The organism is Syntrophomonas sp., from assembly GCF_028707975.1.
GTDB lineage: Bacteria > Bacillota > Syntrophomonadia > Syntrophomonadales > Syntrophomonadaceae > Syntrophomonas.
This window is the reverse complement of sequence record NZ_JAQVZX010000003.1, coordinates 1-24,550: the sequence shown is the minus strand read 5'-3', so window position 1 is coordinate 24,550 and position 24,550 is coordinate 1. Positions and strand designations below refer to the sequence as shown.

Annotated in this window: 27 protein-coding genes and 1 riboswitch; of the genes, 22 read left to right on the top strand and 5 right to left on the bottom strand. The window is 47.7% G+C overall.

What is annotated here, in order from left to right; genetic code table 11:
- The first annotated feature begins 4 nt into the window (after window positions 1-4).
- The gene (locus tag PHP87_RS00855; protein WP_299917326.1) at window positions 5-589 is read left to right on the top strand and encodes a 5-formyltetrahydrofolate cyclo-ligase; all 585 of its coding nucleotides are present in this window, start codon (window positions 5-7) and stop codon (window positions 587-589) included.
- 164 nt (window positions 590-753) lie between these two features.
- Here the strand turns inward: PHP87_RS00855 and PHP87_RS00850 are convergent, their stop codons facing one another.
- Both PHP87_RS00850 and PHP87_RS00845 read right to left on the bottom strand, forming a co-directional pair.
- Window positions 754-1,698 carry an SPFH domain-containing protein gene (locus PHP87_RS00850; protein WP_299917323.1) on the bottom strand — a complete coding sequence of 315 codons (945 nt, stop codon included), beginning with the start codon at window positions 1,696-1,698 and terminating at the stop codon, window positions 754-756.
- 307 nt (window positions 1,699-2,005) lie between these two features.
- Window positions 2,006-2,446, bottom strand: coding sequence for an NfeD family protein (locus PHP87_RS00845; protein WP_299917321.1), 441 nt, complete (start codon window positions 2,444-2,446; stop codon window positions 2,006-2,008).
- A 175-nt stretch (window positions 2,447-2,621) separates the two neighbouring features.
- Window positions 2,622-2,740: riboswitch (molybdenum cofactor riboswitch) on the top strand.
- Between the two features lie 52 nt (window positions 2,741-2,792).
- On the opposite strand from PHP87_RS00845, the gene PHP87_RS00840 reads away from it, so the two are divergent.
- The 7 genes from PHP87_RS00840 to groL all read left to right on the top strand — a co-directional run bounded on the left by PHP87_RS00840 (window position 2,793) and on the right by groL (window position 7,860).
- A complete protein-coding gene (locus PHP87_RS00840; protein ID WP_299917318.1) occupies window positions 2,793-2,969 on the top strand; it encodes a hypothetical protein in 177 nt (58 codons plus the stop codon).
- Between the two features lie 40 nt (window positions 2,970-3,009).
- Entirely contained in the window at window positions 3,010-3,990 is a 981-nt protein-coding gene (gene moaA / locus PHP87_RS00835) for a GTP 3',8-cyclase MoaA (protein ID WP_299917315.1), read from the top strand.
- 2 nt (window positions 3,991-3,992) lie between these two features.
- Window positions 3,993-4,493 carry a cyclic pyranopterin monophosphate synthase MoaC gene (gene moaC, locus PHP87_RS00830; RefSeq protein ID WP_299917309.1) on the top strand — a complete coding sequence of 167 codons (501 nt, stop codon included), beginning with the start codon at window positions 3,993-3,995 and terminating at the stop codon, window positions 4,491-4,493.
- A gap of 195 nt (window positions 4,494-4,688) precedes the next feature.
- The gene (locus tag PHP87_RS00825; protein ID WP_299917306.1) at window positions 4,689-5,129 is read left to right on the top strand and encodes an MOSC domain-containing protein; all 441 of its coding nucleotides are present in this window, start codon (window positions 4,689-4,691) and stop codon (window positions 5,127-5,129) included.
- An 89-nt stretch (window positions 5,130-5,218) separates the two neighbouring features.
- The gene (locus tag PHP87_RS00820; RefSeq protein WP_299917398.1) at window positions 5,219-5,707 is read left to right on the top strand and encodes a MogA/MoaB family molybdenum cofactor biosynthesis protein; all 489 of its coding nucleotides are present in this window, start codon (window positions 5,219-5,221) and stop codon (window positions 5,705-5,707) included.
- A gap of 206 nt (window positions 5,708-5,913) precedes the next feature.
- Window positions 5,914-6,204 (top strand): co-chaperone GroES, encoded by a 291-nt coding sequence (groES, locus tag PHP87_RS00815; RefSeq protein ID WP_299917303.1) that lies wholly within the window; start codon window positions 5,914-5,916, stop codon window positions 6,202-6,204.
- Window positions 6,205-6,219: 15 nt separating this feature from the next.
- On the top strand, window positions 6,220-7,860 hold the full coding sequence (gene groL, locus PHP87_RS00810; RefSeq protein ID WP_299917301.1) for a chaperonin GroEL: 1,641 nt from the start codon (window positions 6,220-6,222) through the stop codon (window positions 7,858-7,860).
- Window positions 7,861-8,013: 153 nt separating this feature from the next.
- Here the strand turns inward: groL and PHP87_RS00805 are convergent, their stop codons facing one another.
- Complete coding sequence (locus PHP87_RS00805; RefSeq protein WP_299917300.1) at window positions 8,014-8,964, bottom strand: nitronate monooxygenase; 951 nt, start codon at window positions 8,962-8,964, stop codon at window positions 8,014-8,016.
- Window positions 8,965-9,484: 520 nt separating this feature from the next.
- On the opposite strand from PHP87_RS00805, the gene PHP87_RS00800 reads away from it, so the two are divergent.
- The 9 genes from PHP87_RS00800 to PHP87_RS00760 all read left to right on the top strand — a co-directional run bounded on the left by PHP87_RS00800 (window position 9,485) and on the right by PHP87_RS00760 (window position 17,400).
- The gene (locus PHP87_RS00800) at window positions 9,485-10,471 is read left to right on the top strand and encodes a beta-ketoacyl-ACP synthase III (RefSeq protein WP_299917298.1); all 987 of its coding nucleotides are present in this window, start codon (window positions 9,485-9,487) and stop codon (window positions 10,469-10,471) included.
- Between the two features lies 1 nt (window position 10,472).
- Window positions 10,473-11,426 carry an enoyl-[acyl-carrier-protein] reductase FabK gene (gene fabK, locus PHP87_RS00795; RefSeq protein WP_299917296.1) on the top strand — a complete coding sequence of 318 codons (954 nt, stop codon included), beginning with the start codon at window positions 10,473-10,475 and terminating at the stop codon, window positions 11,424-11,426.
- Window positions 11,414-12,337, top strand: a complete 924-nt coding sequence (fabD, locus tag PHP87_RS00790) for an ACP S-malonyltransferase (protein ID WP_299917294.1) — start codon at window positions 11,414-11,416, stop codon at window positions 12,335-12,337. The genes fabK and fabD overlap by 13 nt, the downstream gene beginning before the upstream one ends.
- The gene (gene fabG, locus PHP87_RS00785) at window positions 12,328-13,101 is read left to right on the top strand and encodes a 3-oxoacyl-[acyl-carrier-protein] reductase (protein WP_299917395.1); all 774 of its coding nucleotides are present in this window, start codon (window positions 12,328-12,330) and stop codon (window positions 13,099-13,101) included. Before fabD ends, fabG begins: the two co-directional genes overlap by 10 nt.
- Window positions 13,102-13,556: 455 nt before the next feature.
- The gene (gene acpP / locus PHP87_RS00780) at window positions 13,557-13,787 is read left to right on the top strand and encodes an acyl carrier protein (RefSeq protein ID WP_299917291.1); all 231 of its coding nucleotides are present in this window, start codon (window positions 13,557-13,559) and stop codon (window positions 13,785-13,787) included.
- A gap of 27 nt (window positions 13,788-13,814) precedes the next feature.
- Window positions 13,815-15,065, top strand: coding sequence for a beta-ketoacyl-ACP synthase II (gene fabF / locus PHP87_RS00775; RefSeq protein WP_299917289.1), 1,251 nt, complete (start codon window positions 13,815-13,817; stop codon window positions 15,063-15,065).
- Between the two features lie 4 nt (window positions 15,066-15,069).
- Window positions 15,070-15,504, top strand: a complete 435-nt coding sequence (gene fabZ / locus PHP87_RS00770; protein WP_299917287.1) for a 3-hydroxyacyl-ACP dehydratase FabZ — start codon at window positions 15,070-15,072, stop codon at window positions 15,502-15,504.
- Between the two features lie 20 nt (window positions 15,505-15,524).
- Window positions 15,525-16,442: an acetyl-CoA carboxylase, carboxyltransferase subunit beta gene (accD, locus tag PHP87_RS00765; protein ID WP_299917285.1), complete on the top strand. Its 918-nt coding sequence runs from the start codon at window positions 15,525-15,527 to the stop codon at window positions 16,440-16,442.
- Between the two features lies 1 nt (window position 16,443).
- Window positions 16,444-17,400 (top strand): acetyl-CoA carboxylase carboxyltransferase subunit alpha, encoded by a 957-nt coding sequence (locus PHP87_RS00760; protein ID WP_299917392.1) that lies wholly within the window; start codon window positions 16,444-16,446, stop codon window positions 17,398-17,400.
- A gap of 98 nt (window positions 17,401-17,498) precedes the next feature.
- Here PHP87_RS00760 and PHP87_RS00755 read toward each other — a convergent pair whose 3' ends face one another.
- Window positions 17,499-18,980: a methyl-accepting chemotaxis protein gene (locus tag PHP87_RS00755; protein ID WP_299917284.1), complete on the bottom strand. Its 1,482-nt coding sequence runs from the start codon at window positions 18,978-18,980 to the stop codon at window positions 17,499-17,501.
- A 353-nt stretch (window positions 18,981-19,333) separates the two neighbouring features.
- Here PHP87_RS00755 and PHP87_RS00750 point away from each other — a divergent pair, with 353 nt between their 5' ends.
- Window positions 19,334-19,678 (top strand): hypothetical protein, encoded by a 345-nt coding sequence (locus PHP87_RS00750; protein ID WP_299917281.1) that lies wholly within the window; start codon window positions 19,334-19,336, stop codon window positions 19,676-19,678.
- Between the two features lie 292 nt (window positions 19,679-19,970).
- Here PHP87_RS00750 and PHP87_RS00745 read toward each other — a convergent pair whose 3' ends face one another.
- Window positions 19,971-20,393: a ferritin family protein gene (locus tag PHP87_RS00745; protein ID WP_299917278.1), complete on the bottom strand. Its 423-nt coding sequence runs from the start codon at window positions 20,391-20,393 to the stop codon at window positions 19,971-19,973.
- Window positions 20,394-20,740: 347 nt separating this feature from the next.
- On the opposite strand from PHP87_RS00745, the gene PHP87_RS00740 reads away from it, so the two are divergent.
- The 4 genes from PHP87_RS00740 to purB form a co-directional block, all read left to right on the top strand.
- Window positions 20,741-20,917, top strand: coding sequence for a hypothetical protein (locus PHP87_RS00740; protein ID WP_299917276.1), 177 nt, complete (start codon window positions 20,741-20,743; stop codon window positions 20,915-20,917).
- A gap of 240 nt (window positions 20,918-21,157) precedes the next feature.
- Complete coding sequence (locus PHP87_RS00735) at window positions 21,158-22,369, top strand: alpha/beta fold hydrolase (RefSeq protein ID WP_299917274.1); 1,212 nt, start codon at window positions 21,158-21,160, stop codon at window positions 22,367-22,369.
- A 427-nt stretch (window positions 22,370-22,796) separates the two neighbouring features.
- Window positions 22,797-23,312, top strand: a complete 516-nt coding sequence (gene purE, locus PHP87_RS00730; protein ID WP_299917271.1) for a 5-(carboxyamino)imidazole ribonucleotide mutase — start codon at window positions 22,797-22,799, stop codon at window positions 23,310-23,312.
- A gap of 187 nt (window positions 23,313-23,499) precedes the next feature.
- On the top strand, window positions 23,500-24,550 hold a 1,051-nt coding region (purB, locus tag PHP87_RS00725; RefSeq protein WP_299917269.1), incomplete at its 3' end, for an adenylosuccinate lyase.

The following is a 24,550-nucleotide window of genomic DNA, read 5'->3' as shown; positions in this document are numbered from 1 at the left end:
ATCCATGGAAGACAGATGGCTGAGGAGACAATCATTAAGAAAGGGGATGCTGGAAAGCAGAAATGCCATGTCACCCTCTGAGGTGGAAGAATTCAGCCGGTGTATAGGCTGTCGCCTGGAAGAGCTGGAGCCCCTGCGCCAGGCGAAAAGTATTATGGGCTTTGCGGCAGTAAAAAATGAAGTGGATTTACGACCCTTCCTGAAACAGCAACGGGGTCAAGGCAAAAGGATTTTTCTGCCCCGGGTAGAAAGTGCTGGAGAAATGGCAGCGGTTGAGTTCCAGGGATGGGAACAATGCGCAAGTGGGCCTTTCGGGATTAGAGAACCTCTGGGGAAAGCCGTTCCGGCAGCAGAAATAGATGTAGTCCTGGTACCGGGACTGGTATTTGATGCCAGGGGGTATCGCCTGGGTTACGGAAAAGGATATTATGACCGTTTTTTAGCCGGGATAGGGGAGAGAGTTTTCAAGTGTGGTGTTTGCTATGAATTTCAGCTGGTCGATGATAGCTTCCCTGATTCCCTGGATGTTCCGGTACACTGGATAGTAACGGAAAAATCAGAACTGGTAGTAAACTGGGAGTTCTTCTAATCACCCGGCACTCAGTTATTATCCGCCCAAGACTATTGCCAATTATTGTTTCTGAGTGCCGGGTCTGTGTCCTTCTTTCGTCAAAACTTTATTATCTTACTAACCTCCATGCCCAGGGGCACAACCACTGATGGAAAGTGAGTATCGGTATAACCCCTCACTCTTTACTCCTTAGTATTTACTTCAACCGCCTCTTTCAAGGCGGCAAATACTCCGCCCAGGCCCGCCAGGTCGCTGGGAATAATCAGCTTGGTGGACTGGCCATCACCGATTTCCTTCAAGGCTTCCAGGGATTTAAGGGCCAGTACCTTGTTGTCGGCACCAGCGTCTTTAATCATCACCAGGCTGTCAGCAAAAGCCCTTTGCACATTTAGGATAGCCTGGGCTTCACCTTCCGCCCGCAGTATCTGGGCCTCCCTCATTCCTTCTGCTTCCTTAATGGCTGCTTCCCGTATGGCTTCGGCGTTGAGAATCGCCGCCTGTTTCAGGCCTTCCGCTTCCAGGATGGCGGCAGTCTTTTGCCCTTCCGCCCTCAGGATGGCTTCTCTTTTCTCCCTCTCCGCCCGCATCTGTTTTTCCATGGCTGTCTGGATATCCTGGGGTGGTAGAATGTTTTTTAACTCCACCCGGTTTACCTTGATGCCCCATTTGTCCGTGGCTTCGTCCAGAATGGAACGCAGTTTGGTATTGACCAGATCTCGGGAGGTAAGGGTTTCATCCAATTCCAGGTCGCCCACGATATTCCTCAAGGTAGTAGCAGTCAGGTTTTCTATAGCCAGGATGGGGCGAGAAATCTCATAAGTGTATTTGAAGGCATCAGTAACCTGGTAATAGATAACAGTATCAATCATCATGGTGACATTATCCTTGGTAATAACTGGTTGGGGCGGAAAATCCACCACCTGTTCACGCAGATCCACCACAGCTCTGAATCGGTCAATGAACGGAATAATCACATTTATACCCTTTTCGGCGTTCTTGTGGTATTTACCCAGCCTTTCCACTATGCCCACGGTAGCCTGTTTAATAATCTTGATGGAGGAGAAGGCCAGCATAATAACAAATATTACCAGCATAAAATTAACAAACAAACCTAATACCAGGTCCATCATCACCACTCCTTTTCAAAAAATGATTCCTCTGCAAAAAGTAATAATTATGCATTTGCTTGCATAAATATTCCGCTCGCAGTCTACGCATGGGCAACACCTGCGGCTTATCTCGCGGCTCAAGGGGTACGCGCTAATCTCCCATCCATGGTCAGGTAGCGCTCGCGCGACGTCCTGTTGCTCGCCCCCTTTCGCCTGCTCGTCTTCGCCTGGTGTTGCATCCATGCTTCGCCAACGCTCGCTTTGTATATTTATGCAACCCTTATGCAACAAAAGGGGTTTTTGCGGTGGAGTCCAAAATATATAATTATTCGTTTGTTTCCAGGTCGGCTTTTTCTACCAGGAGCTTAACCCCCTCAATTCCAGCTACTACAACGCGAGTAGCTTCCTCGATTTCTTGATGGGATACCGCCGTCCACACTTCACCATTAACTTTAACCTGCCCATATTCCAGGGGGGCGATACTGCTAAGGCTTATTCCATGCTGTCCTACCAGGGCGTTGACATTGCTGGCGGTGTCATTGCTTTTAAAGAATTTCAGCACTAGAGGCCGGGTAAATATGATAAAAAGAAGGGTAAAAACAGCGAATACCAGCAACTGGCCCTCCAGGCCGGGAAGGAGTTTCAAGGCGGCACCGGCTGCTACCAGCAGAGCGGAAAGGGCTAACCACAGAAACCATAGACCAACGGTGAAGACTTCAATGGCTCCAAATACTACAGCTATTAAAATCCACTGTAAAAAGGACATGAATATCACCTCCCGCACCTTGCTTTTCTATCTAATAATACCACAGAAAACCGGGATTCTTACCGTAGAGATTTTTTTAATAATATTTATCATATAGCAAGTCAGGAAAATTTTCGCAGCTACCCTGGCCTATTTGCAATTAATTGTAGTATATTATCTCTTGTTGTATAATATTAAGCGTAATTATCTCCGACTCATACCGGCCTAAGGTGATGGCTATGGTGGTTGAGCGATTGGGTATGGAGGGAAACCTCTGTGCCTCCCGTTTGGAAAGGAGTAATATTAAGTGCAGTGCTTAATAACACCCCTTGTCCGGGGTGATTTTTTTTGTGGAGGTGTTTGGAAAGTGACTGATAGGAAGGAGCTTGTAGTGAAGCTAAAGGACTTGTTTCCCCAGGGGAGAATCTCTTGTACCGAAGCTCATGATTTAGCCCGAAAGTGGGACATGGATCCCCGGGAACTGGGAGAAGCGTGTGATGAGGCGGGAATCAAGATTTCTGGCTGTGAATTAGGCTGCTTTTAGGCTGGACAAGCTTTTCCCTGCAGCAGGGAGGGGGGAAAATATGCTGGACAAATTCGAAAGAAATATTAACTATATGCGAATATCCCTTACTGACAGATGTAATTTACGTTGTCGCTATTGCATGCCCGAGACCGGTGTCGATAACCTTACTCATTATTCTATACTGAGCCTGGAAGAAATGGCCAGGTTGGTTCGGATAGCCAGTGAGTTGGGAATACAAAAAATCCGGCTGACTGGAGGAGAACCGCTGGTTCGCAAAAATGTGCCTCAATTGGTTAGTTATATTGCACAACTTCCCCTTATCGATGATATTGCTTTGACCACCAATGGAATCTTGTTTGCTGATTTGGCGGAGGAACTAAAAAATGCCGGTTTAAACCGGGTTAACTTCAGCCTGGACAGCCTGGTTCCGGAAAAATTCAAGTATATTACGCGTCGGGGAGACTTATCCCAGGTAAAAGAGGCTATTTTTAAAGCCCTGGAACTTGATATGCACCCGGTAAAGATCAATGTGGTGGTTATCCGGGGATTTAATGACGATGAAATTATTGATTTTGTGGAACTGGCCCGGAAATATCCTCTGCATGTGCGTTTTATCGAATTTATGCCCGTAGGTGACCTGTTGTTCTGGAACCAGGAGCGGATGATGCGCTCGCAGGATATTAAAGATTATATTGAGGAAAGCTATGTTCTGTATCCCCAGAAAAAAGTGCCGGGGAATGGACCAGCCAAGTATTATAGCCTGGAGGACGGAGAAGGTTCACTTGGTTTTATTAGTCCCATGAGCAACCATTTTTGCGGGGAGTGCAATCGCATCCGTATGACGGCTGAAGGTGGTCTCAGAGGATGTCTTTATGACAAACGAGAGGTTAATTTGAAAACAGCCCTTAAAAATGATTCCAGTGATGAAGAGATAAAAGAACTCTTTATTTGGGCCATTAAAGCTAAACCAGCCCGGCATCATATGAATAATGGCTGGGGCGAAGAAAATAAGCGCAAGATGTATCAAATCGGAGGATAAGGATGGAATTTACGCACATTAACGAGCAGGGTTATGCCCGGATGGTGGATGTGACCAGCAAAAATGATAGCGAACGGGTGGCTGTTGCTCAAGCCCTGGTCAAGATGCAGCCTGAAACCATGGAAAAAATTAAAAACGGAGCTATAAAAAAAGGAGATGTTCTGGGGGTGGCCCAAATTGCCGGCATTATGGGAGCCAAGCAGACCCCAGCCCTTATTCCCATGTGCCACCCCTTGAACCTGACTTCCGTCAATCTTGATTTTTCTTTTGATGAAGTCAATTCCAGTATTATAATTGAGGCGGAAGTTAAAACCACCGGTAAAACCGGGGTGGAAATGGAAGCCATTATGGCGGTCACTGTGGCCGCTTTAACCATCTATGACATGAGTAAAGCAGTGGATCACTGGATGGAAATCACAGATATTAAGCTTTTGGAAAAAAGCGGAGGAAAGAGCGGCCACTTATTAAGGTGTCAAGGGGAAGGTTCTCCTGACATTTTGTAGAATTCTATCAGGTGCTCATAAGAGTGCTCCAGTTGATTGCAAACGAAGGCTCTATAGATTTGACCACCCTCTGTATTCTGTATAGTTTGCATGCCAAATAGTTCACTGGTGAAATCAAGGAGCGCGTTACCTGTAAAAAAGGATTGGTTTTTTGGACAGCTTCTTTTGGCAATATGTGGAGAAAAGGAGTTAATTATGAAAAAAAATGGCAAACTTCATTCAATATGCATAAGTCCGGAAAGGGCTCAGCTTAAAACGGAAGTGGACCAGGCCCGGCTTATTGAGAATTTTGGCATTGAAAATGATGGGCATGCGGGTGATTGGCACCGGCAGGTAACCTGTCTTAACTGGGCCAGTGTGGTAAAAGCCAACAAAGAGCATAATCTCCAAGTTGGGCCGGGAGCCTTTGCGGAGAACCTTCTTATTGAAGGATTGGATCTGGTTGGAGTAGGAGTCGGGGGCAGGCTAAAAATTGGGGATGAAGCGATTTTGCAGGTATCCCAGATAGGAAAAGAAGATCATCCCAGTGTGGTAACCCGTACCCTGGGTGTAACCTTGCTCCCATACGAGGGCTTGTTCTGCCAGGTCATGCAAGGCGGAACCATAAAAAAAGGTGATCCGGTAGAAGTTCTGTAGCGTGTTTTGGAGGTTTGAACACCAGCCAGGAGAACTGTCCCTGTGGCAGGCCTGTGGCAAGTGCTGAATACGATGAGGTGATTAACAAAGTGTATCGGGTGGGAATACTAGTAATGAGTGACAAAGGTTCCCGAGGGGAAAGAGACGATCGCAGCGGTCAACAGATTCAAGATTTGCTGGGTGAAGGGTACCAGGTTGCATATTACGAAGTGATAGCGGACGAGAAGGAAGAAATTATTAAACGACTTATCTATGCCTGTGATGTACTTTCCCTCAACCTCCTGCTTACTTCCGGGGGTACCGGATTTTCCAGCCGTGATGTGACTCCCGATGCTACCCTGGAGGTTATTGAAAAGACGGTGCCAGGGATACCGGAGGCTATGCGTTTATATGGTATGCAAAATACACCTAAAGCCATGCTGTCACGAGCTGTTGCCGGTATTCGGGGACAAAGCTTGATTATCAACCTGCCGGGAAGTGTAAAAGGGGTCAGAGAATCATTGGAGGCTGTTTTGCCCGCACTGGATCACGCTCTGGATATTCTGCTTGGTTCAGCTGCTGAATGTGGGCAGGGCTAAATTGAACTTGAAATTTAAAAAAAGCTGATATTTAGAGGTATAAAAAGAAAAAGACAGTAGCATAATATTAATCGGAAATATTGGGCGGATTTCGCTGGTTATTTCATTTGAATACTTGACGGGTCTTGCCTAATATTATAAATAAATGTTAGCACTCACAATCATTGAGTGCTAACAACCAAGAAACAATAGAAGGAGGTATACCCTTGAAGATTCAACCTTTAGGAGATCGTCTGGTGGTAAAAGTAGCTGAAGTGGCTGCAGAAAAAACTAAAAGTGGGCTGTATGTACCGGACACCGCTAAAGAGAAACCCCAGGAAGGCGAAGTTCTGGCTGTAGGTCCCGGAGCCTTGAATGACAAAGGCGAGAGAATGCCTATGGATGTGGCGGTAGGAGATAAGGTTATTTTCTCCAAGTATGGTGGAACTGAGATCAAGCTTGATGGAGAAGAGTATCTGGTCATGTCACAAAGAGATATCCTGGCGAAAATAAACTAAAAGGAGGATACATAGATGTTATCCAAAGAAATAAAGTTTGGTGAAGAAGCAAGAAGAGCATTGGAAAGAGGAGTAGATACTCTGGCCAATGCTGTAAAAATCACTCTTGGACCTAAAGGAAGAAATGTGGTTCTGGATCGTAAATTCGGTTCACCTACCATCACCAATGACGGTGTTACCATAGCCCGTGACATTGACCTCAAAGATCCGTGGGAAAACCTGGGTTGCCAACTGGTCAAGGAAGTTGCCATAAAGACTAATGACATAGCCGGCGATGGTACTACCACCGCTACCTTGCTGGCCCAGGCAATGATTAAAGAAGGTCTGAAGAATGTTGCTGCCGGAGCTAATCCCATGATTATGAGAAGGGGTATTGACAAGGCGGTAACAGCGATTGTTGACGAAATCAAGGCTCTAAGTAAACCGGTTGAATCGAGAGATTCCATTGCTCAGGTAGCGGCCATATCCGCCGATGATCCTGAAATCGGTCAATTGATAGCGGATGCCATGGAAAAAGTGGGCCGGGACGGGGTAATAACCGTTGAAGAATCACAGTCTGTAGGTACTTCCCTGGAAGTTGTGGAAGGTATGAACTTTGATCGTGGTTATATATCTCCCTATATGATCACCAATACGGAAAAGATGGAGGCAGTACTGGAAGACCCGTATATTCTGATTAGCGACAAGAAGATTTCTGTTATCGGTGAAGTTCTTCCCGTGTTGGAAAAAGTAGTCCAAACCGGGAAACCCATGCTCTTAATTGCTGAGGATGTAGAAGGGGAAGCCCTGGCCACCCTGGTAGTGAACAAACTGCGCGGAACCTTCAACTGTGTGGCAGTAAAAGCTCCGGCTTTTGGGGAAAGAAGAAAAGCTATGCTCGAAGACATAGCTGTCCTCACCAACGGGCAGGTAGCGACCGAGGATCTGGGCATTAAAATGGAAAATGTATCCCTGGATATGCTGGGCAAAGCCCGTCAAGTAGTAATCAAGAAGGATGAGACTATCATTGTGGATGGGGCTGGTTCCGAACAAGCCATCCGCGACCGCGGCGCCAATATCAAGAAACAACTGGAAGAAACTGAATCAGAATACGATCGGGAAAAACTGCAGGAGAGACTGGCCAAGCTGTCCGGTGGGGTAGCGGTAATCCAGGTGGGAGCTGCTACTGAAACCGAATTGAAGGAAAGAAAGCATCGTATTGAAGACGCTCTGGCCGCCACCAAGGCAGCAGTTGAGGAAGGAATCGTCTCCGGTGGAGGAGTAGCCCTGATAAATGCTATCAAGGCTATAGACAAGATTGAGGTTCAGGGTGATGAATTAACCGGAGTAAATCTGGTAAAGAAAGCTATGGAAGAACCCCTGCGCCAGATTGCCAATAATGCCGGCATCGAGGGCTCAGTGGTGGTAGAAAAAGTTAAGGAAGCAGAAACAGGAATCGGCTATAATGCTCTGACAGGAGTATATGAAAATATGTTTGCCGCCGGTATTATTGACCCGGCCAAGGTAACCCGCTCAGCCGTACAGAATGCGGCCAGTATTTCCGCTATGGTTCTCACTACCGAAGCAGTTGTAAGTGAGATCCCGGGTGAAGACGAGATGAAAGGCATGGGCGCTGCCGGTATGGGCGGCATGGGGGGAATGGGCGGAATGATGTAGCCAGTCCCTCCTTTCTCAGAAGAAACTCTAATAAAAACAGCCGAATAAAAACAGCCGACCTCTATAAAAGGGGTCGGCTGTTTTACTTGCAAAGACTCCAACGCTCTCTTGCCCTGATAGGGGGATGTAATAACCCCGTCCCCATGTCAGGTTTTATTTCGCAGCAGTATACTCGGCCAGGATTTGTGCAAAAATACGGGATACCGGCAGGATTTCTTTGATTTTAAAGACATTTTGCCCGGCGAAAACCACGCCATCGTCAACCTGTCCATCATGGGCATGGTTCAAAGCCTGAAGAATACAGTAATCGGCCGAACAATTCTTCAGACAAGCATCACAATATTCAGGCTCGGGGGCGTTTCCCTCGCTGATAAGCTGGGCAAATTTGTTTTTAAGAGCCCGTCCCGGCATTCCTACCGGGCTTTTTATAATAATCACATCTTCTTCCCGAGCTTCAAGGTAGAGCTGTTTGTACTCATCTGCCACCGAACATTCTTCACTTAAGACAAAGCGAGTTGCCATCTGAATCCCGCTGGCCCCGAGTTTAACCATATCCGCCATATCCTTCCCGTCAACTATGCCTCCGGCAGCTATCACCGGTATCTTAACGGTTTCCACGATTTCCGGCAATATGTCTTTGATAGAACGGTCAGTTCCCAGGTGCCCGCCCGCTTCAGAACCCTCAGCCACTACCGCCGGAGCCCCTGATTTTTCCGCCAGGCGGGCAGCTTTAGCCGATGAGACGATAGGAACCACGGCAGTGGTGGAATCCTGTACCCAGCGAAAGATATCCCGGGAAAAACCAGCCCCGGTAAAAATAATGTCTATCTTTTCATCTATAGCCGTTTTTACCAATTCCGCAAACTGGCGGGCGGCAAACATTATGTTTACCCCCAGTATTCCCCCCTCTGCCCGGCTACGGGCCTGGCGTATTTCTTCCTTTAATTCCGCGAGTGAAATACCAGTAGCGCCGATAACTCCGATACCCCCGGCTCTGGCTACCGCCGAAGCCAGGGAGGCAGTAGAAACACGAACTGACATACCGCCTTGAACAATGGGAAAGCGGGGGATATATTCAGCGATTCTGAGTGTTGGCAGTTGCAAAATTAAATACCTCCTACGATAAATTGAAATAAATAACAAAATTAAAATATTTTGCTTTTATTATCATGCCTAATTAATTATAATTGATTCATATTCACAATTGAAGCATATCGCGAGAAATGCTTCAATTGTCAAACAATTGCGAAAACTCTTGACTTTTTTTCCCTATACTGGTTTAATAACTTATGCCATTGATTTATACAAAATTGTGCACAAATACCCCGTTAAAAACTTGAATTTTCAACTAAAATACCTTTCATTTTCAAAGGGTTAGTAAGAAAATAGAATACCTTCTGTTTTTATCGATGGTTGTGCCCTCGGGGCATGGGGGAATAGTGAGAAATAGAATACCTCATATTTTTTCTCAGTGCTTAATGCCCTCAACCTTACAGTTGTTATATTTGCAGGCTGGAGGGTTACATAAATATGATGAGTTGATTTGCTAAAGATGAATACAATTATCTGGTGAACTTTTACTTTTTTAAGCAAGCTGAAATGACAATACAAGGTGGTGCATTAATTGAAGGTTCAGATACTGGGTATGGGACACTCTCTTCCTGACAGAATACTCAATAACCAGGAACTTGAACAAATGGTGGATACCAGCCACGAGTGGATTGTGGAGAGAACCGGTATACTGGAGCGCCGGATTGCTGATAAGGATATGGCTACTTCGGATTTATGCTGGCAAGCAGCGAAAATAGCCTTGGAACGCTCCGGCACTGAAGCTAACGAACTGGATTTAATAATTGTGGGTACATCCAGTCCGGACATGCTGTTTCCTTCCACGGCCTGTATAGTACAGGATCGGCTTGGAGCCGGCAAGGCTGCCGCCTTTGATGTGGAAGCCGGTTGTACCGGCTTTGTCTATGCTCTGGGTATAGCGGAAAAATTTCTCCTCTCCCCGGAATACAAGAAAATACTGGTAATAGGTGCTGATCTTTGTTCCCGATTCACCGATTATACTGACCGCAACACCTGCGTTTTATTCGGGGACGGAGCTGGTGCGGCCGTAATAGGAAAAGGGAATTCCGGGCCCGGAATTTTAAGCACTTATCTGGGGGCGGATGGTTCAGGCGCCAGGCACCTTTATATGCCTGCCGGGGGCTCGGCTTTACCCCCAAGTAAAGAGACCTTGGAACAACGCCTCCACTTTATAAGAATGGACGGCAACGAGATATTTAGATTTGCTACCAAAATTGTGGTTAAGGTGAGTGAAAAGCTACTCACGGGAGCGGGCTTGAGCTACCAGGATGTAGATCTTTTCGTTCCGCACCAGGCTAACCTGCGCATAATAAAAACCGCCATGAAAAGGATGAGGATTCCAAAGGAAAAAACCTTGATCAATCTGGATTACTTTGGCAATATGAGTGCCGCCTGCATTCCCGTAGGCCTGTCCATGGCCGAAGAGGCGGGGAAACTAAAAAATGGAGACCTTGTTTTGATGGTGGCCTTTGGGGCTGGTCTCAGTTATGGCGGGATTCTCTTACGCTGGGGGAGGGATTAAGATGTTTTTTAAGACGAATCTTTGTAATTTATTAAATGTTGAATATCCCCTTATTCAAGGGGCTATGGCCTGGATAGCCGGAGGAAATCTGGCTGCCGCTGTATCTCAAGCCGGTGGTTTGGGAGTAATAGGAGCTTCCGGGGCTGAACCCGTCTGGATAAAGCAGGAGATAGACCAGGTAAGGAAGCTGACCGGCAAGCCCTTCGGAGTGAATCTGATGCTGGCGGCTCCTGGCATAGAAAAGGTAATAGAACTCATTATCCAGGAAAAAGTCCCGGTAGTAACCACTGGAGGGGGAAATCCCGGTCCCTATATGGAAAGGCTCAAAGCCGCCGGAATAAAGGTCATTCCAGTGGTAGCTTCAGTAGCCCTGGCCCGGCGCCTCAGCCGTCTCGGGGCGGATGCGATAGTAGCTGAAGGGACGGAATCAGGAGGACATGTGGGGGAGATGACTACCATGTGCCTGGTTCCTATGGTAGTGGATGCGGTTGATGTTCCGGTAATAGCCGCCGGGGGCATAGCCGATGGCCGAGGTTTGATAGCGGCCCTGGCGCTGGGTGCCCAGGGGGTACAAATGGGAACCCGCTTCATCTGTGCTGAAGAATGTAATGTACATCCGGCTTACCAGCAAAGGGTAATCAAGGCCAAAGACCGTGACACCGTAATATGCGGCCAGTCCAGCGGACATCCGGTTCGGGTTATTCGCAACCAGTTTACCCGGGAATATCTTAAAAGCGAAAAGATGGGTGCGGGTCAGGAAGAACTTGAGCGGCTCGGTAAGGGACGCTATCCGGCAGCGGCAGTGGAAGGTCGCATAGATGAAGGAAGTGTCCTGGCTGGACAGATTTGCGGCCTGGTTAGAGAGGTGCAGCCCGCCGCCGAGATTGTTGCCGGTATTATAAGTCATGCCTGCCGAATAAAGAATATTCTGGGGGGGATAGAATGCCAAGAATAGCTTTTGTTTTTCCCGGTCAGGGTGCGCAATACCCTGGAATGGGAAAGGAATTGGCTGAAAAATATGAGGAAGCAGCCCAGGTTTTTGCCACGGCGGATAGAATCAGCCCCTACAGCATAAGTAGCCTTTGTTTTGAAGGTTCGCCGGAGCAATTGAACCAGACCGAGTTTGCTCAACCCGCCTTGCTTGTAAGTAGCATGGCAGCTCTGGTTGTTGCCAAAAAATCAGGAATTTGTGCCGAGGTTTTAGCCGGGCTCAGCCTGGGAGAATACACTGCCCTGGTGGCTGCCGGAGCCTTAAATTTGGAGGAAGCCCTTCCTCTGGTGCAAAAGCGGGCAATACTCATGCAGGAAGCTGTTCCTCCCGGCCAGGGAGCCATGGCAGCGGTTTTAGGAATGGATGCGCTCAGCCTGGAAAATATTTGCAGTAAGGCAGTAGGCCAGGTGGGTATTGCTAACTACAATTGCCCGGGACAACTGGTTATTTCCGGTGAAATGGAAGCGGTTCGGGCAGTGACTGCCAGTATCAAGGAGACAGGTGGGCGGGTGATCCCCCTGGCGGTAAGCGTGCCTTCTCACAGCCCGCTAATGTACGAGGCTGCTATGAAATTGAAAGCGGAGCTGGCGCAGGTGAAGTGGCAGCAACCCCTTATCCCCGTAGTCAGCAATGTTAATGCTCAGGAAAACGGCCCTGAAGAATTTGAGGAATTGCTGACCCAACAACTTTTTAAGCCAGTACTCTGGGAACAGAGTGTCAGATATATGATGAATAAGGCCGATTATTTTATTGAAATAGGTCCTGGCTCCACCCTCTCCGGTTTGATAAAGAAGATCGACCGCAATCGGGTGCTGGGGCAGGTGGAAGATTCGAAATCACTGGAAAAGCTTTTAAAAAAGGTGGAATCGATATGAATTCAAAAGTAGCGTTGGTAACCGGGAGTTCCCGGGGTATAGGCCGGACCATTGCCCTGAAACTGGCCCGGGAAGGATACCGGGTGGCAGTAAACTACTACAATAACCCGCAGGAAGCTCCCGAGAGAATTAAAGAAAACCAGGAGCAAGCCCAGGAGGTACTGCAGGAAATAGAAGCTGCTGGGAGCAGTGGCATTGTGCTGGGGGCGGATGTTTCTGACCCGGCTATGGCGCGGGAATTGGTAGAAGCAGTCATCAAGGAATACGGCCAGATTGATGTTCTGGTAAACAATGCCGGGATCAACAAGGATCAACTGATATTGCGCATAAAAGACGAGGAATGGGATAAGTTAATAAATACCAATCTAAGCTCGGCTTTTTATTGCTGCCGGGAAGCTCTCAAGCAGATGGTAAGAAAGCGTTATGGTAGAATAATAAATATCTCTTCAGTGGTAGGACTCAGCGGAAACGCGGGACAGGCTCACTATGCAGCCTCCAAGTCGGGATTGTTGGGATTGACCTTTTCCATAGCCCGGGAATATGGAGTTCGGGGTATCACGGCCAATGTGATTGCCCCCGGCTATATCCAGAGTGATATGACGGCTGGTTTTAGTCCGGAGCAGAAGGAAAAGATGCTGTCGGCTATTGCACTGGGCCGATTGGGAACTCCGGAAGATATCGCCGGGGTGGTGGTCTTTTTGGCCTCAGATGCGGCTGCTTATCTTACCGCTCAGGTTATAAAGGTGGATGGAGGAATGTCCTAACGCTTACTTCCATGTTACTGTCAAAAGCACTTTTGGGTTTAAAAGATGACTCCACTGCAAAAACTCCTTTTGTTGCATAAGGGTTGCATAAATATACAAAGCGAGCGTTGGCGAAGGTGAAAGCGGGCGGTCGAAGACCGCCCTTACAATGCCTTGCAGTCGCTATTAAGGTTGTTGCGCTTGATTCGGAACGACACGGGGGTCGTTCCCTACCATACCCTGCGGTCGCTATTAAGGACGCTGGAGCGGTATATTTTATGCAAACGAATGCATATTAATAACTTTTTGCAGTGACATCAGAGATGTATTAAGATGACGAGAGACATTGGTGAAGGCTTTTTTCCCAGCCTTTAAAAGGGTATTATAGAGAAGTATCGCGTGAGAGGTAAGGAATGCTATTAAGATTCTGGCCCCCCTCAGCGTTACCAGATAAAAAACAAGGAGGAAGTAAAAGAGTGAACGTATTTGAGGAACTGAAAAAGATTATTGTGGAGATCAAGGATATTCCCGAGGACGAAATCCAGCTCGAATCGAAATTTGCCGAAGATCTCGAGGCTGATTCCCTGGATATCGTCGAAATGCTGATGCTGCTGGAAGAGAAATTTGAAATCCAGATTCCCGAGGAGGAAGCAGCCAAACTGAAAACGGTTAAAAATGTGGTGGATTATGTAGAAGCAAAGTTGTAGTAAACGGCTAAGTAAAGAGGTGATTACATGCCCGCTCGCCGAGTGGTAATTACCGGTTTGGGGATGATTTCCCCTATCGGCAACAATAAAAAGGAATTTTGGGACAACCTGCTGGAAGGGCGCGGTGGCATAGGCCAAATCGATCGTTTTGACACCAGTGATTTCCCTACCAGGATTGCGGCTCAGGTGAAGGACTTCAATGCGCAGGATTATATACCCCGCAAGGATGCCAGGCGCATGGATCTTTTTGTTCAGTACGCCTGTTCCGCGGCGAAAATTGCGGTAGAAGATGCCGGATTGCAGCTTACTAGTGATGAAGCCCCACGGGTAGGGGTATGGATAGGTTCTGGTATTGGAGGAATCCAAACCTTTGAAGAACAACATGCCAAAATGCTGCAAAAAGGCGTAAACGGATTGAGCCCTTTCTTTATTCCCATGATGATTTCCAACATGGCCGCAGGTCAAGTAGCCATTATTTTGGGAGCCAGAGGACCCAATGGCTGCACAGTAACCGCCTGTGCTTCCGGGAGCAATTCCATTGGCGAAGCCCTGCAATTGATTCGTTTGGGTAAGGCTGATGTAATGATAGCCGGAGGAACTGAAGCTTCCATTACTCCGGTGGCCGTAGGGGGCTTTTGTGCTATGAAGGCTCTTTCTACCGCCAATGAGGACCCCGGTCGGGCCTGCCGTCCCTTTGATATCAAGCGTGATGGTTTTGTCATGGGCGAAGGAGCAGCTATCCTGGTTCTGGAGGAAATGGAGCATGCCCTGAGGCGTGGGTCCAGGATTTATGCGGAATTGTGCGGCTACGGCGCCAGTGCCGATGCGGTTCATATGGTGCAGCCGGATATTGAAGGCCGGGGAGCGGCCCTGGCGTTTTCCATGGCCCTGGCTGATGCCGGCATCAAGCCGGAAGAAGTTGACTATATCAATGCCCATGGCACCGGCACCGAACTTAATGATCAGGTGGAAACCAGGGCTATAAAGAGTGTTTTTGCGGAGCATAGCTACCAAATGCTGGTTAGTTCAACCAAGCCCTATACCGGGCACATGTTGGGGGCGGCAGGGGCCATAGAATTGATTGCCTCGGTCTTATCTCTGGTAAATAATACCGTTCCCCCTACCCTGAACTTGGAAGAGCCTGATCCCCTCTGTGACCTGGACTATGTGCCAGGCAAGGCCCGCCAGAAGGAGCTGAAGGTGGTTCTGTCGGATTCTCTGGGCTTCGGGGGTCACAATGCCGCCCTGGTGATACGAAAAATACAAAATGGGAGATAAACTAATGAAAAAACTGGAATTGAATAGCGAAGAAATAATGAAGATTTTGCCTCACCGTTATCCTTTCCTGCTGGTAGATCGGATTATTGAACTGACTCCTGGGGAGAGGGCCGTGGGTATAAAAAACCTTAGCGTTAACGAACCCTTTTTTCCCGGACATTTCCCCGGTCACCCGGTAATGCCCGGAGTGCTCATGATCGAGGCCATGGCTCAGGTAGGCGCCTGTGCCATATTATGTGATGAGAAATATCAAGGCCGTTTGGGTTACCTGGCGGGGGTGGATCGTATTCGCTTCAAGCGTATGGCGACTCCCGGCGATAGCTTGCTGATTACTACCGAATTCACGGCGATCAAGGGCAATATCGGCAAGGGAAAAGGGCAGATAAAGATTAACGAGGAATTGGTTTGCGGAGGTGAATTCCTGTTTGCCCTGAGTTAAGATAGGGCATACAGGTAAAAATGATAAAAAATACTTTTTCGCGAAAAAAATATTTCGCTCTAAGCAGGAAGATGGAAAGTGAAGAGGAGGAAAAGAGAGTTGCCCTCCCCATAAACTGTCCTTCCTGTTCGGCCAGGATAGCGGCAGAAGCCCTGCACCGCAACCTCATGGTCTGCCCCAAATGTCAGCACCACTTCTCTCTCAGCGCTCGTGAGCGTATTGACTTGATGGTTGATAACGGCAGTTTTCAGGAGATTGACGCTGCTTTGAGCTCCTTAGATCTGCTTGACTTTCCCGGATACCAGGAAAAACTGGAAAAGGCCTGGGAAGTTTCGGGATCCCGTGAAGCCATAATTACTGGCCTGGCCACCATTGGTGGGCATAAACTGGTTTTAGGGGTAATGGAGTCAGACTTTATGATGGCCAGTATGGGGTCGGTAGTGGGAGAGAAGGTTTGCCGGGCGGTAGAACAGGCCATGGAACTTGCCTGTCCCCTGTTAATCTGTTCTTGCTCCGGCGGAGCCCGTATGCAGGAAGGTATGGTCGCCTTGATGCAAATGGCCAAGACCAGTGCGGTATTGGGGAAGTTTAACCAGGCTGGACTGCTCTATATTTCTCTTTTGACCCATCCCACCACTGGCGGAGTTTCAGCCAGCTTCGCTTCCCTGGCGGATATTATTCTGGCTGAGCCCGGTGCCCTTATTGGTTTTGCTGGCCCCCGGGTTATCAAGCAGACAATTGGACAGCAGTTGCCGGCCAAGTTTCAGCGTTCCGAATTTCTTTTGGAGCATGGCATGATCGACCTGGTTGTGGAACGATCACAGCTAAAAGCAACTTTGAGCAGCTTGCTAGGGCTTCATTGCGGGCATGGGGACGGTTCTTATGCCCGCAAAAGGCGGGCAAAAGAACCGTCCCCATGCCCGTGTGATGGAGGATAACATGGTAAAAAGACAGTTTGATTATGAACAGAGGGTTCGGGAAATCCGGGAGAAACTGGAGGAGTTAAATAATTTGTCCAGCAGCATGGAGTTTGACCTTTCCCGGGAAATCGAAAGCCTGGAGGAAAAGATAGAAAACAACCGGGAAAGAAGGTATCAGAACCTCTCCCCCTGGGAAAAGGTTCTGCTCAGCCGCCATCCGGAAAGACCCAACAGCAATGATTATATAAGCTACTTTTGCGAGGAATGGATAGAGCTTCATGGTGACCGGCACTTTGGCGATGATACTTCCGTGATTGGGGGTATTGGTCGCTTTAACGGGCAGGCAGTGACTATACTGGGTTACCGCAAAGGAAAGGATACCCGGGAAAACCTGCAGTTTAATTTTGGCATGCCCCACCCTGAAGGTTATCGCAAAATCCGGCGCCTGTTGCTGCAGGCTGAGAAATTCCAGCGCCCGGTTATAACCTTGATCGACACTCCGGGAGCCTATCCGGGCATAGGGGCCGAAGAAAGGGGGCAGGCCTGGGCTATTTCCCAGGTCCTTATGACTCTCTCAGCCTTGGAAGTCCCCGTAATAGCTGTAGTAAGCGGTGAAGGGGGCAGCGGGGGAGCGTTGGCTCTGGCGGTTGCGGATCGCCTCTTGATGCATTCTAACGCGGTATTTTCCGTGGCTTCTCCCGAGGCCTGTGCTTCGATACTGTGGAAAGACCTGGAGCGGGTGGAGGATATGGCCAGAGCCATGAAAATCACCGCCAGTGACCTGCAGGAACTGGGCATAGTTGATGAAATTATTGAAGAGCCCCTGGGAGGTGCTCATCTGAATTTCCCGGAGATGGCGGAAAAGCTGAAAAAAGCCCTGGAAAAACATCTGGAAGAGCTTGTATCCACGAATCGCCGCGAATTATTGGAGCAGCGTTATCAAAAACTCCGGAAGATAGGGGAATTCAGGGAATAAGAAAGTGCAGTGTGGGGACTGCGGGCACGGGGACGGTTCTTTCGCCCGCAAAAGGCGGGCGAAAGAACCGTCCCCGTGCCCCAAGTGTATTTTTTTCCTTATAATGATTTAGCCAGAGTGGCTAGTCTCTCTGCTACTTCGGCCATTTCCATAACTGTGGCAGTAACCTCCTGGGTGGCAGCCGCCTGTTCCTGACTTTGCATAACAGTTCCCTGTGAAGCTTCGACAGCATCCTTAATCCTAATTTCAATGGCCTGGGTTAACTGACCAATCTCATCAGCGGTCTGTTTCGATTGATCGGATAGTTTCCTGATTTCCCCGGCCACTACCCCGAAGCCTTTTCCAAGGTCTCCGGCCCGGGCTGCTTCTATCGCCGCATTCATACCCAGCATCTTGGTTTGATTGGCTACATCCTTGGTAAACGCCAGCACTCTAACGATATTTTCCAGGTTTTCCTGTATAGACTTGATGATATCGGCCAGTTTGCTTTCGGTAATATTAATCTCTCCGGCTGAATTGGCAATTTGCTGCATCACCCGGGCCATATCATCGGTATGGCTTCTCAGTGTGTCAGCCGCATTTTGCAGGTTGCTGGCCAGATTACGCGGCGTGGTTATGCCAAAGGTTCCTACCAGCTCGTCGGTTTCCTCATCAAAGAGGGGAATACTTATCATGCGAATATTGCCTAGCTTCCTGGTGTTGATATCAACCTGTATCCTTTTCCGGGCCTGTATGGTTTGCATAGCGGTCTTAACTTCCGATATCGGCAAGCCAACAACCACATTGGTATCAAATTTCTCCGAGCCCATGCGGCGCAGAACCTTCTGCGTGTCGCTGGCTCCTACCCAGGCCCCTTCGGATTGAGAATCAATTATAATGGGCGCAAAAATATCAAAGGCTTTGACCACCGGGTGAAGCCGAGGTGCAAACACGCCGTAAGTTCCTACCACGGCATTATGCTCCTCATCATCTTCAAAGATGGGAGCCGCCCATAGATTTAAACGAATACCGTAAATCTTTTCATTTACCGTTTCGCTTATCGCTTGGCGGGTTTGAATGCAGCGTTGAATAATACCATTTTGTACCAGGGGTTCTCCCATTCGTATGCCGGCAATATCCATGTTGTGGTTTTCCACAAAGTCATAACGCTCAGTATTGGTAGTAAAATAGATAACCCCATCTTTTCCGTAGGTAGGGGTGAGAAAAGGTGCCGATGTCCGGAAAGCCTCTTTCTTGCTGCGGGCTTTTTTCAAAATTCGTTCGTGCCCTTCTACAAAAGTCATCATCATATTAGCCATATGGGAATCCATTAGCAAAGTGGAAGCCGGCTTCATAGCCAGGGCCATTTCCCGTACCTTTTCGCTGCCGGTAGCCTCAATAATGACCTCCAGCCCGGGGATGCGCAACAATTCACCCAAAGCCTGAAAGGCAGGAACCCCTAATTCTCTCGCCAACTTCATTCCCGGTGCTTCAGCATTAACATCACAGAGGCCCACTACTCTGAACTCCTCAATTTCATGGAATGCACCCAGGATTGTGGTTCCTCCTTGGCCTCCGCCAATAATTCCAATGCTTGACATGTTTTCTCCTCCTTCACAAATGATGATCTTTAACGCCAGGCTAAAGCCCGCGATTCACTTTACCATATATATAATAATACAACAAAAAGGTGGAAAATTAATGATATCTTAATGAAAAATTATCGGCAAAGCAGGGGGTGTTGCCAGTAAAGGGAACCTGGGCAGGCCAGCCAATTAGACTGGAGCTCTCGTGGTAAAGGTGAAAAAACACCCTCAATTGTATAAGGGGTGTGACGGTCTTATTATTGCTGAAGGATTAATAGAGGAGAAGATAGTAAAGTGCAGGAGAAAGCTCTAAGGAATTGTGACAAAGCTCGATTCTGGCCCAGGATCTCCTGGCTTCATCGGTCTCTTTGGATGCTCTGCGCAAGCTGGCCGGAGAAAAATATGATGTATCCGTCTTTTCCTTAGCCAACTCGCTGGTCGATCTGTACCCGGATAAATTCGCGGTGGTGCAGAGTGATGGCCAGAAAGCACTGAAGACCTTCCAGGGCAGCCGGCCGGTTTGCAGTGAGGTGGACCCGCGCAGCCTGGCCGCCGGATTTTATAAATCGCGGCCCAAAGAAAGCGAGGTTCGCACCGCCAAACTGGAAGAGAAGATCTGGTTTCAGGACGGCAAAACCGGGGCCTATGTGCTGGAGGAATCGATCTATGATCCCCAGATCGGCAAGGTCTTAAGCTTACTGACGGTACCCTAAAAAAACAGGTGGGGACGGGGGAGTAAAAAATGATAATAACGATTCAGTGCAATGAATGTGGGGCCAAAAGTATTAACAAGGAGGACGACCTAGAGCTCAAGTGCAAAGGCTGCAAGAGCGATGATGTGAAAGTGATTAAGAGTCCGTACTAAGGTGTAGAAATCTAAGGGCTACTGACCTATTGGGGGAGGTTTATTATGACCACCCTGCTTACTTGCCTGCGGTCTTACTTGCCGGAACAATGGAACAAGCTTGGCTGGATAAGACCGTAACGGAAGAAACGAAAGACGGGTTAAAGGCAAGTATTCAAACAAGACCTAGGGCACTCCGGGACGAACGACTGATAGAGGAAGCCCTGTATGAAATGGGCAGAAAGAGCAGCTAGAGAAGAATAAGTTTTCATCGCTTCTTCCTCTTTTTTCATAGCCAGGGCAATAGCATCAACCGGTTTCAAATCCAATGATAGGCGAGGCAATTCTACTGTTTCTGATACTTTGTAATCGCTAGCTCTAGTAATAGAGAAACTTTTAATATCGTGTTTTAAGATCTGTTCCAGCAAAGTACGGTGTCCTAATTCTTCTTTGGCAAATTCTTGATATATCTTTTTTACTGAGGCATCGGTAACCTTTTCAGAAACATCACGGTAGAACCCGTAAGCTTCCGTCTCGGCCTCTATGGCCAGTTTCATTATCCTTTCAAATTCACTCTGATTCATCTCATTTTTCCTCCTTGCATTAGATTCGTTTCTAAAGCTGCTATCTTGTATTATTAGCAAAATCCTAAAAATTAAATATGACTCAAGGCGTATGTAGGGAACGACCCCCGTGTCGTTCCGAATCAGGCGCAACAACCTTAATAGCGACTGCAAAGCATTGTAAGGGCGGTCTTCGACCGCCCGCTTTCACCATCGACAGCGTTTTGTATATTTATTCAACCCTTATGCCACAAAAGGGGTTTTTGCAGTGAAGCCAATATTGATTACTAAGAAAAGTGCACTATTCCTTTTGCTATGAATGGATTCTGGTACTCTAGGTAAAAATGGATAATAAAGGGGTGTTTAAATTGGAAGAATATATTAAACAACTGGCGGCAAGACTGGCCAGCGAGCTGAATGAATTGGAACAGGGAAGCGGGTTCGCGCATTTCCTGACATCACCGGACAGCGAAGTGAGAGAAGAAGCCTGGGAATTAAAGGGGCGAATTGGAAATCTCCGGGATAAATTACAGGGAATACTATAATAAAATTTGAACGCTGAAGGACTGCGATTCTTTGGGTGTTATTATTAAGTTACAGCGATAAAATCCATGTTTTTTCTGCCCTCATTTTCATCGGTGGCCCTATCCTTGGGGTATGGAAGCAGGTAAGAAAAGTGAGCTGTGAGGGTTTGAGGGGATGGTTCTTTTATGTCCCAAAGATACAGCATTCCTGGTTGAATCCTTCCTGAATTGCTATAATGAAGCAATGGGAGGAGAGGTATTGTGCTTGATATTTTGAGTGCTGTGGCTCTGGGAGATTACCTGAGCCGGGGTCTAGGCCAAATAGGTTTAGAATTTTGGCAGAATGTATCCCGCGATGTTTTTTTAAATGTGGGAATGGAGTATAAAAACAGCAATCGTTTCTGGGAACGGGTTGAGTGCCGGGAAGTGGAAAGCCTGGCCGGCAAAGAACAACGCTTTTGTGAAAGTAACCGTCAGCTGGATAAAGATATCATCGCCCATTTTGGCAGTGCCACACCTGATGCCAAATACTACCTGCTACATTACGCAGCCGGCTGGGATAGCAACAGAAATGCGGTTCCCCTGCTTTTGCTTCACGGGGCTGGATTGGATGCCACCTCGTTTTGTGATGTATTTGCTTTGGGATATATCGGTTTGCAACAACAGTTGGTTGAACTTGGTTACAGGGTATTTGCCCTCAGCTTTTCTCATCCCCATGGGGATAATTATTACCAAGCGCTACAACTTGCTGATGCTATTTCCCGGGTGCGTGAATTGACCGGTGCTCCCCAGGTGGATGTATTGGCTCACAGTAAAGGGGGCCTGGCTGCTTGGATATATTTGGCTGGATTGGCTGCAATTCCATACAATGGTGAGGTAAGGCGATACATAATGCTGGGAACACCCAACGGAGGTACCGACTTTGCTTTTCGCAATCCCATGTTTAATTACCTTATTTATATTTCCGGCTCCAATGGGGTTATGGCCTGGGATCAAATACTTTCCCTGGGGAGTTTAGTGGATTGCAGCAAGCAGGCAATTTTTCATGATGGTTGTTTTCCGGGACAGAGCCAGATGCTTGCTCGCTGGGATGAGGAATTTGCTTTAGATCCGCTACAACAAGATTGGTGGTCTACCTATTATGGTGGGTTTGGATTAATCAGTCATTCCCGGGGGATTGATGCGGCTATACAGGACGGAGGTTATTGTATACAAAAGCTTAACCGGCATGGATTGCCTCCAGAGATTAAGCTCGCTGTTCTGGCGGGCGATAAGCATTTCCTTAATTGTTTCCCGGGGGAAGGCAGCGCTCCCAGTGACGGACTGGTTCTGGTGGATAGTGTTCTTAATACAGATGGTTTAATGAGGGAAGGTGCTCAACTCCTGGAAAAGACCGTTCTCCCGCTAAATCACCTGGAACTTCTTTTTGCCCGCGGGGTAGGCCGCTGGGTGGACCAGCAATTGCGGGATTAAAGTGGGGGAGGGAGCAAGTTGACAGGCCAGGATTGCTCTGCTAATATCAAGGTGTAAAGCTGGAAATGAAAGAAATAATACTTATATTGCTAAGATATTCTCGGCTAAACTTATATTTTTACTGCATAAGAGAGGCTCTTTGCAGGAAATCAAATATATTTAGTTTTAGAAACACGAAAGTGTGTCTAGGGTTCCGCATGCTGGCATGGACTGGTCCAAGTGACACAGGTGCAGGATTGCACTACACCGTATAGGGATAAAAGCCCAGGCGGATAGGTTTCGGTTACGAATCCTGTCCTTCCGGGCTTGTTACTTTTTGCTTGGTTTTTCTCTTTTTTCCGCGAGAAAACCGGCAAAGCAACTGAAAATCAAGCTAACCACGCCATAAATACGCAATAAGAATTTTTTGACAAGGAGGAATGCTAATATGCCCAGAGTGGGAATTATTATGGGAAGTGATTCCGACTTGGCTATAATGAAAGATGCTGGGGATATACTCCAAGAATTTGCTATAGAATATGAATATACGATCTGTTCGGCCCACCGTTTGCCTGCTGAAACCGCGGCCTATGCAAAGGAGGCTCGAGACAGGGGAAACGAAGTAATAATTGCTGGAGCTGGTGGTGCCGCACATCTACCTGGAGTGATTGCCTCTTATACTCTGCTTCCGGTTATTGGAGTTCCCATAAAAACCAGCAGTCTTTCCGGGATAGATTCACTTTACTCCATTGTGCAGATGCCCCGGGGAATCCCTGTAGCTACGGTAGCCATCAATGGTAGTGCTAATGCGGCTCTCCTGGCCTTGCAGATTATGGCCCTTCACGATGGAAGCATTTGGCAGCGCTTGCAAGAATATCGAAGTCAAATGGCCCGGGAAGTTCGAGAAAAAGACCAGAAGTTGCAAGGCTTGGGAGCTGATGCATATTTGAACATAAAAAAATGACTCCACAGACAAGCCGCAGGTGTTGCCCATGTGAAGCGCCCTGTCGGGCACAACTGATGCTCCCTTCGGTCGCTATTAAGGACGCTGGAGCGGTATATTTATACAAGCCAATGAATATTAATTACTTTTTGCATTAGAATCAAAAATAGATTTGCAGTGACATTAACCTTAAAAAGGGGAGTCCAAAATGATTGAAAGGTATATCCTGAGTGAAATGGGAAGGGTATGGTCGGAAGAGAATAAGCTTAATAACTGGTTAAAAATCGAAATTGCCGCCTGTGAAGCCTGGGCTGAATTAGGTAAAATACCGATGTCAGCCGTAGAGACAATTAGAAAACGGGCAGCTTTTAAGCTAGATAGGATTAAAGAGATTGAAGCCGAGGTTCATCACGATGTAATCGCATTTTTGACCAATGTAGCCGAGTATGTGGGAGATGATTCCAAGTATATTCACCTGGGCATGACCTCTTCAGATATACTGGATACCGGACTGGCTTTACAGATGCGCGAATCTGCCGATTTAATTCAGGACAAGCTGGAAAAACTACAAAGGGTAGTAGCCGAAAAGGCTATCCGCTATAAATACAGCCTTAATATTGGCCGAACACACGGGGTACATGGCGAGCCCAGTACCTTTGGCTTGAAGATGGCCCTGTGGTACAGTGAAATTAAGCGAAATATTCTGCGTTTGGAACAGGCCCGGGAAATAATATCCTTTGGCGCCATATCGGGAGCGATGGGCAATTTTGCTCACCTGGACCCTCGGGTGGAAGAGTATGTTTGTCACAAATTAGGGCTCAAACCCTGCCCGGTTTCTACCCAGGTAATTCAACGTGACCGGCATGCTCAGTTTATGACCACTTTGGCCATTATTGCCAGCTCTTTGGAAAAAATGGCCACGGAGATTCGCAACCTGCAGAGAACTGAAATTTTAGAGGTAGAAGAACCATTTCGCCAGGGACAGAAGGGCTCCTCGGCTATGCCTCATAAGCGTAACCCCATGATGAGTGAGCGAGTTGCTGGTCTATCAAGGGTTATACGGGGCAACGCTTTGGCCGCCCTGGAAAATGTGGCCCTCTGGCATGAAAGGGATTTGACCCACTCTTCGGTGGAGAGGATTATCATTCCGGATAGCTGTATTTTACTGGATTATGTTTTAGAAAAATTCCGAGCTGTGGTTCAAGGGTTGGTGGTCTATGAAGAAAATATGTTGGAAAATATGAAGAAAACTCAAGGAC

Bases quoted from the DNA above. Each gene is read 5' to 3' on its own strand.
- PHP87_RS00855 (WP_299917326.1), top strand. From the start codon at position 5: ATGGAAGACAGATGGCTGAGGAGACAATCATTAAGAAAGGGGATGCTG.
- PHP87_RS00850 (WP_299917323.1), bottom strand. From the start codon at position 1,698: ATGGACCTGGTATTAGGTTTGTTTGTTAATTTTATGCTGGTAATATTT.
- PHP87_RS00845 (WP_299917321.1), bottom strand. From the start codon at position 2,446: ATGTCCTTTTTACAGTGGATTTTAATAGCTGTAGTATTTGGAGCCATT.
- moaA (WP_299917315.1), top strand. From the start codon at position 3,010: ATGCTGGACAAATTCGAAAGAAATATTAACTATATGCGAATATCCCTT.
- moaC (WP_299917309.1), top strand. From the start codon at position 3,993: ATGGAATTTACGCACATTAACGAGCAGGGTTATGCCCGGATGGTGGAT.
- PHP87_RS00825 (WP_299917306.1), top strand. From the start codon at position 4,689: ATGAAAAAAAATGGCAAACTTCATTCAATATGCATAAGTCCGGAAAGG.
- groL (WP_299917301.1), top strand. From the start codon at position 6,220: ATGTTATCCAAAGAAATAAAGTTTGGTGAAGAAGCAAGAAGAGCATTG.
- fabK (WP_299917296.1), top strand. From the start codon at position 10,473: ATGTTTTTTAAGACGAATCTTTGTAATTTATTAAATGTTGAATATCCC.
- fabD (WP_299917294.1), top strand. From the start codon at position 11,414: ATGCCAAGAATAGCTTTTGTTTTTCCCGGTCAGGGTGCGCAATACCCT.
- fabF (WP_299917289.1), top strand. From the start codon at position 13,815: ATGCCCGCTCGCCGAGTGGTAATTACCGGTTTGGGGATGATTTCCCCT.
- fabZ (WP_299917287.1), top strand. From the start codon at position 15,070: ATGAAAAAACTGGAATTGAATAGCGAAGAAATAATGAAGATTTTGCCT.
- accD (WP_299917285.1), top strand. From the start codon at position 15,525: ATGATAAAAAATACTTTTTCGCGAAAAAAATATTTCGCTCTAAGCAGG.
- PHP87_RS00760 (WP_299917392.1), top strand. From the start codon at position 16,444: ATGGTAAAAAGACAGTTTGATTATGAACAGAGGGTTCGGGAAATCCGG.
- PHP87_RS00755 (WP_299917284.1), bottom strand. From the start codon at position 18,980: ATGTCAAGCATTGGAATTATTGGCGGAGGCCAAGGAGGAACCACAATC.
- PHP87_RS00745 (WP_299917278.1), bottom strand. From the start codon at position 20,393: ATGAATCAGAGTGAATTTGAAAGGATAATGAAACTGGCCATAGAGGCC.
- purE (WP_299917271.1), top strand. From the start codon at position 22,797: ATGCCCAGAGTGGGAATTATTATGGGAAGTGATTCCGACTTGGCTATA.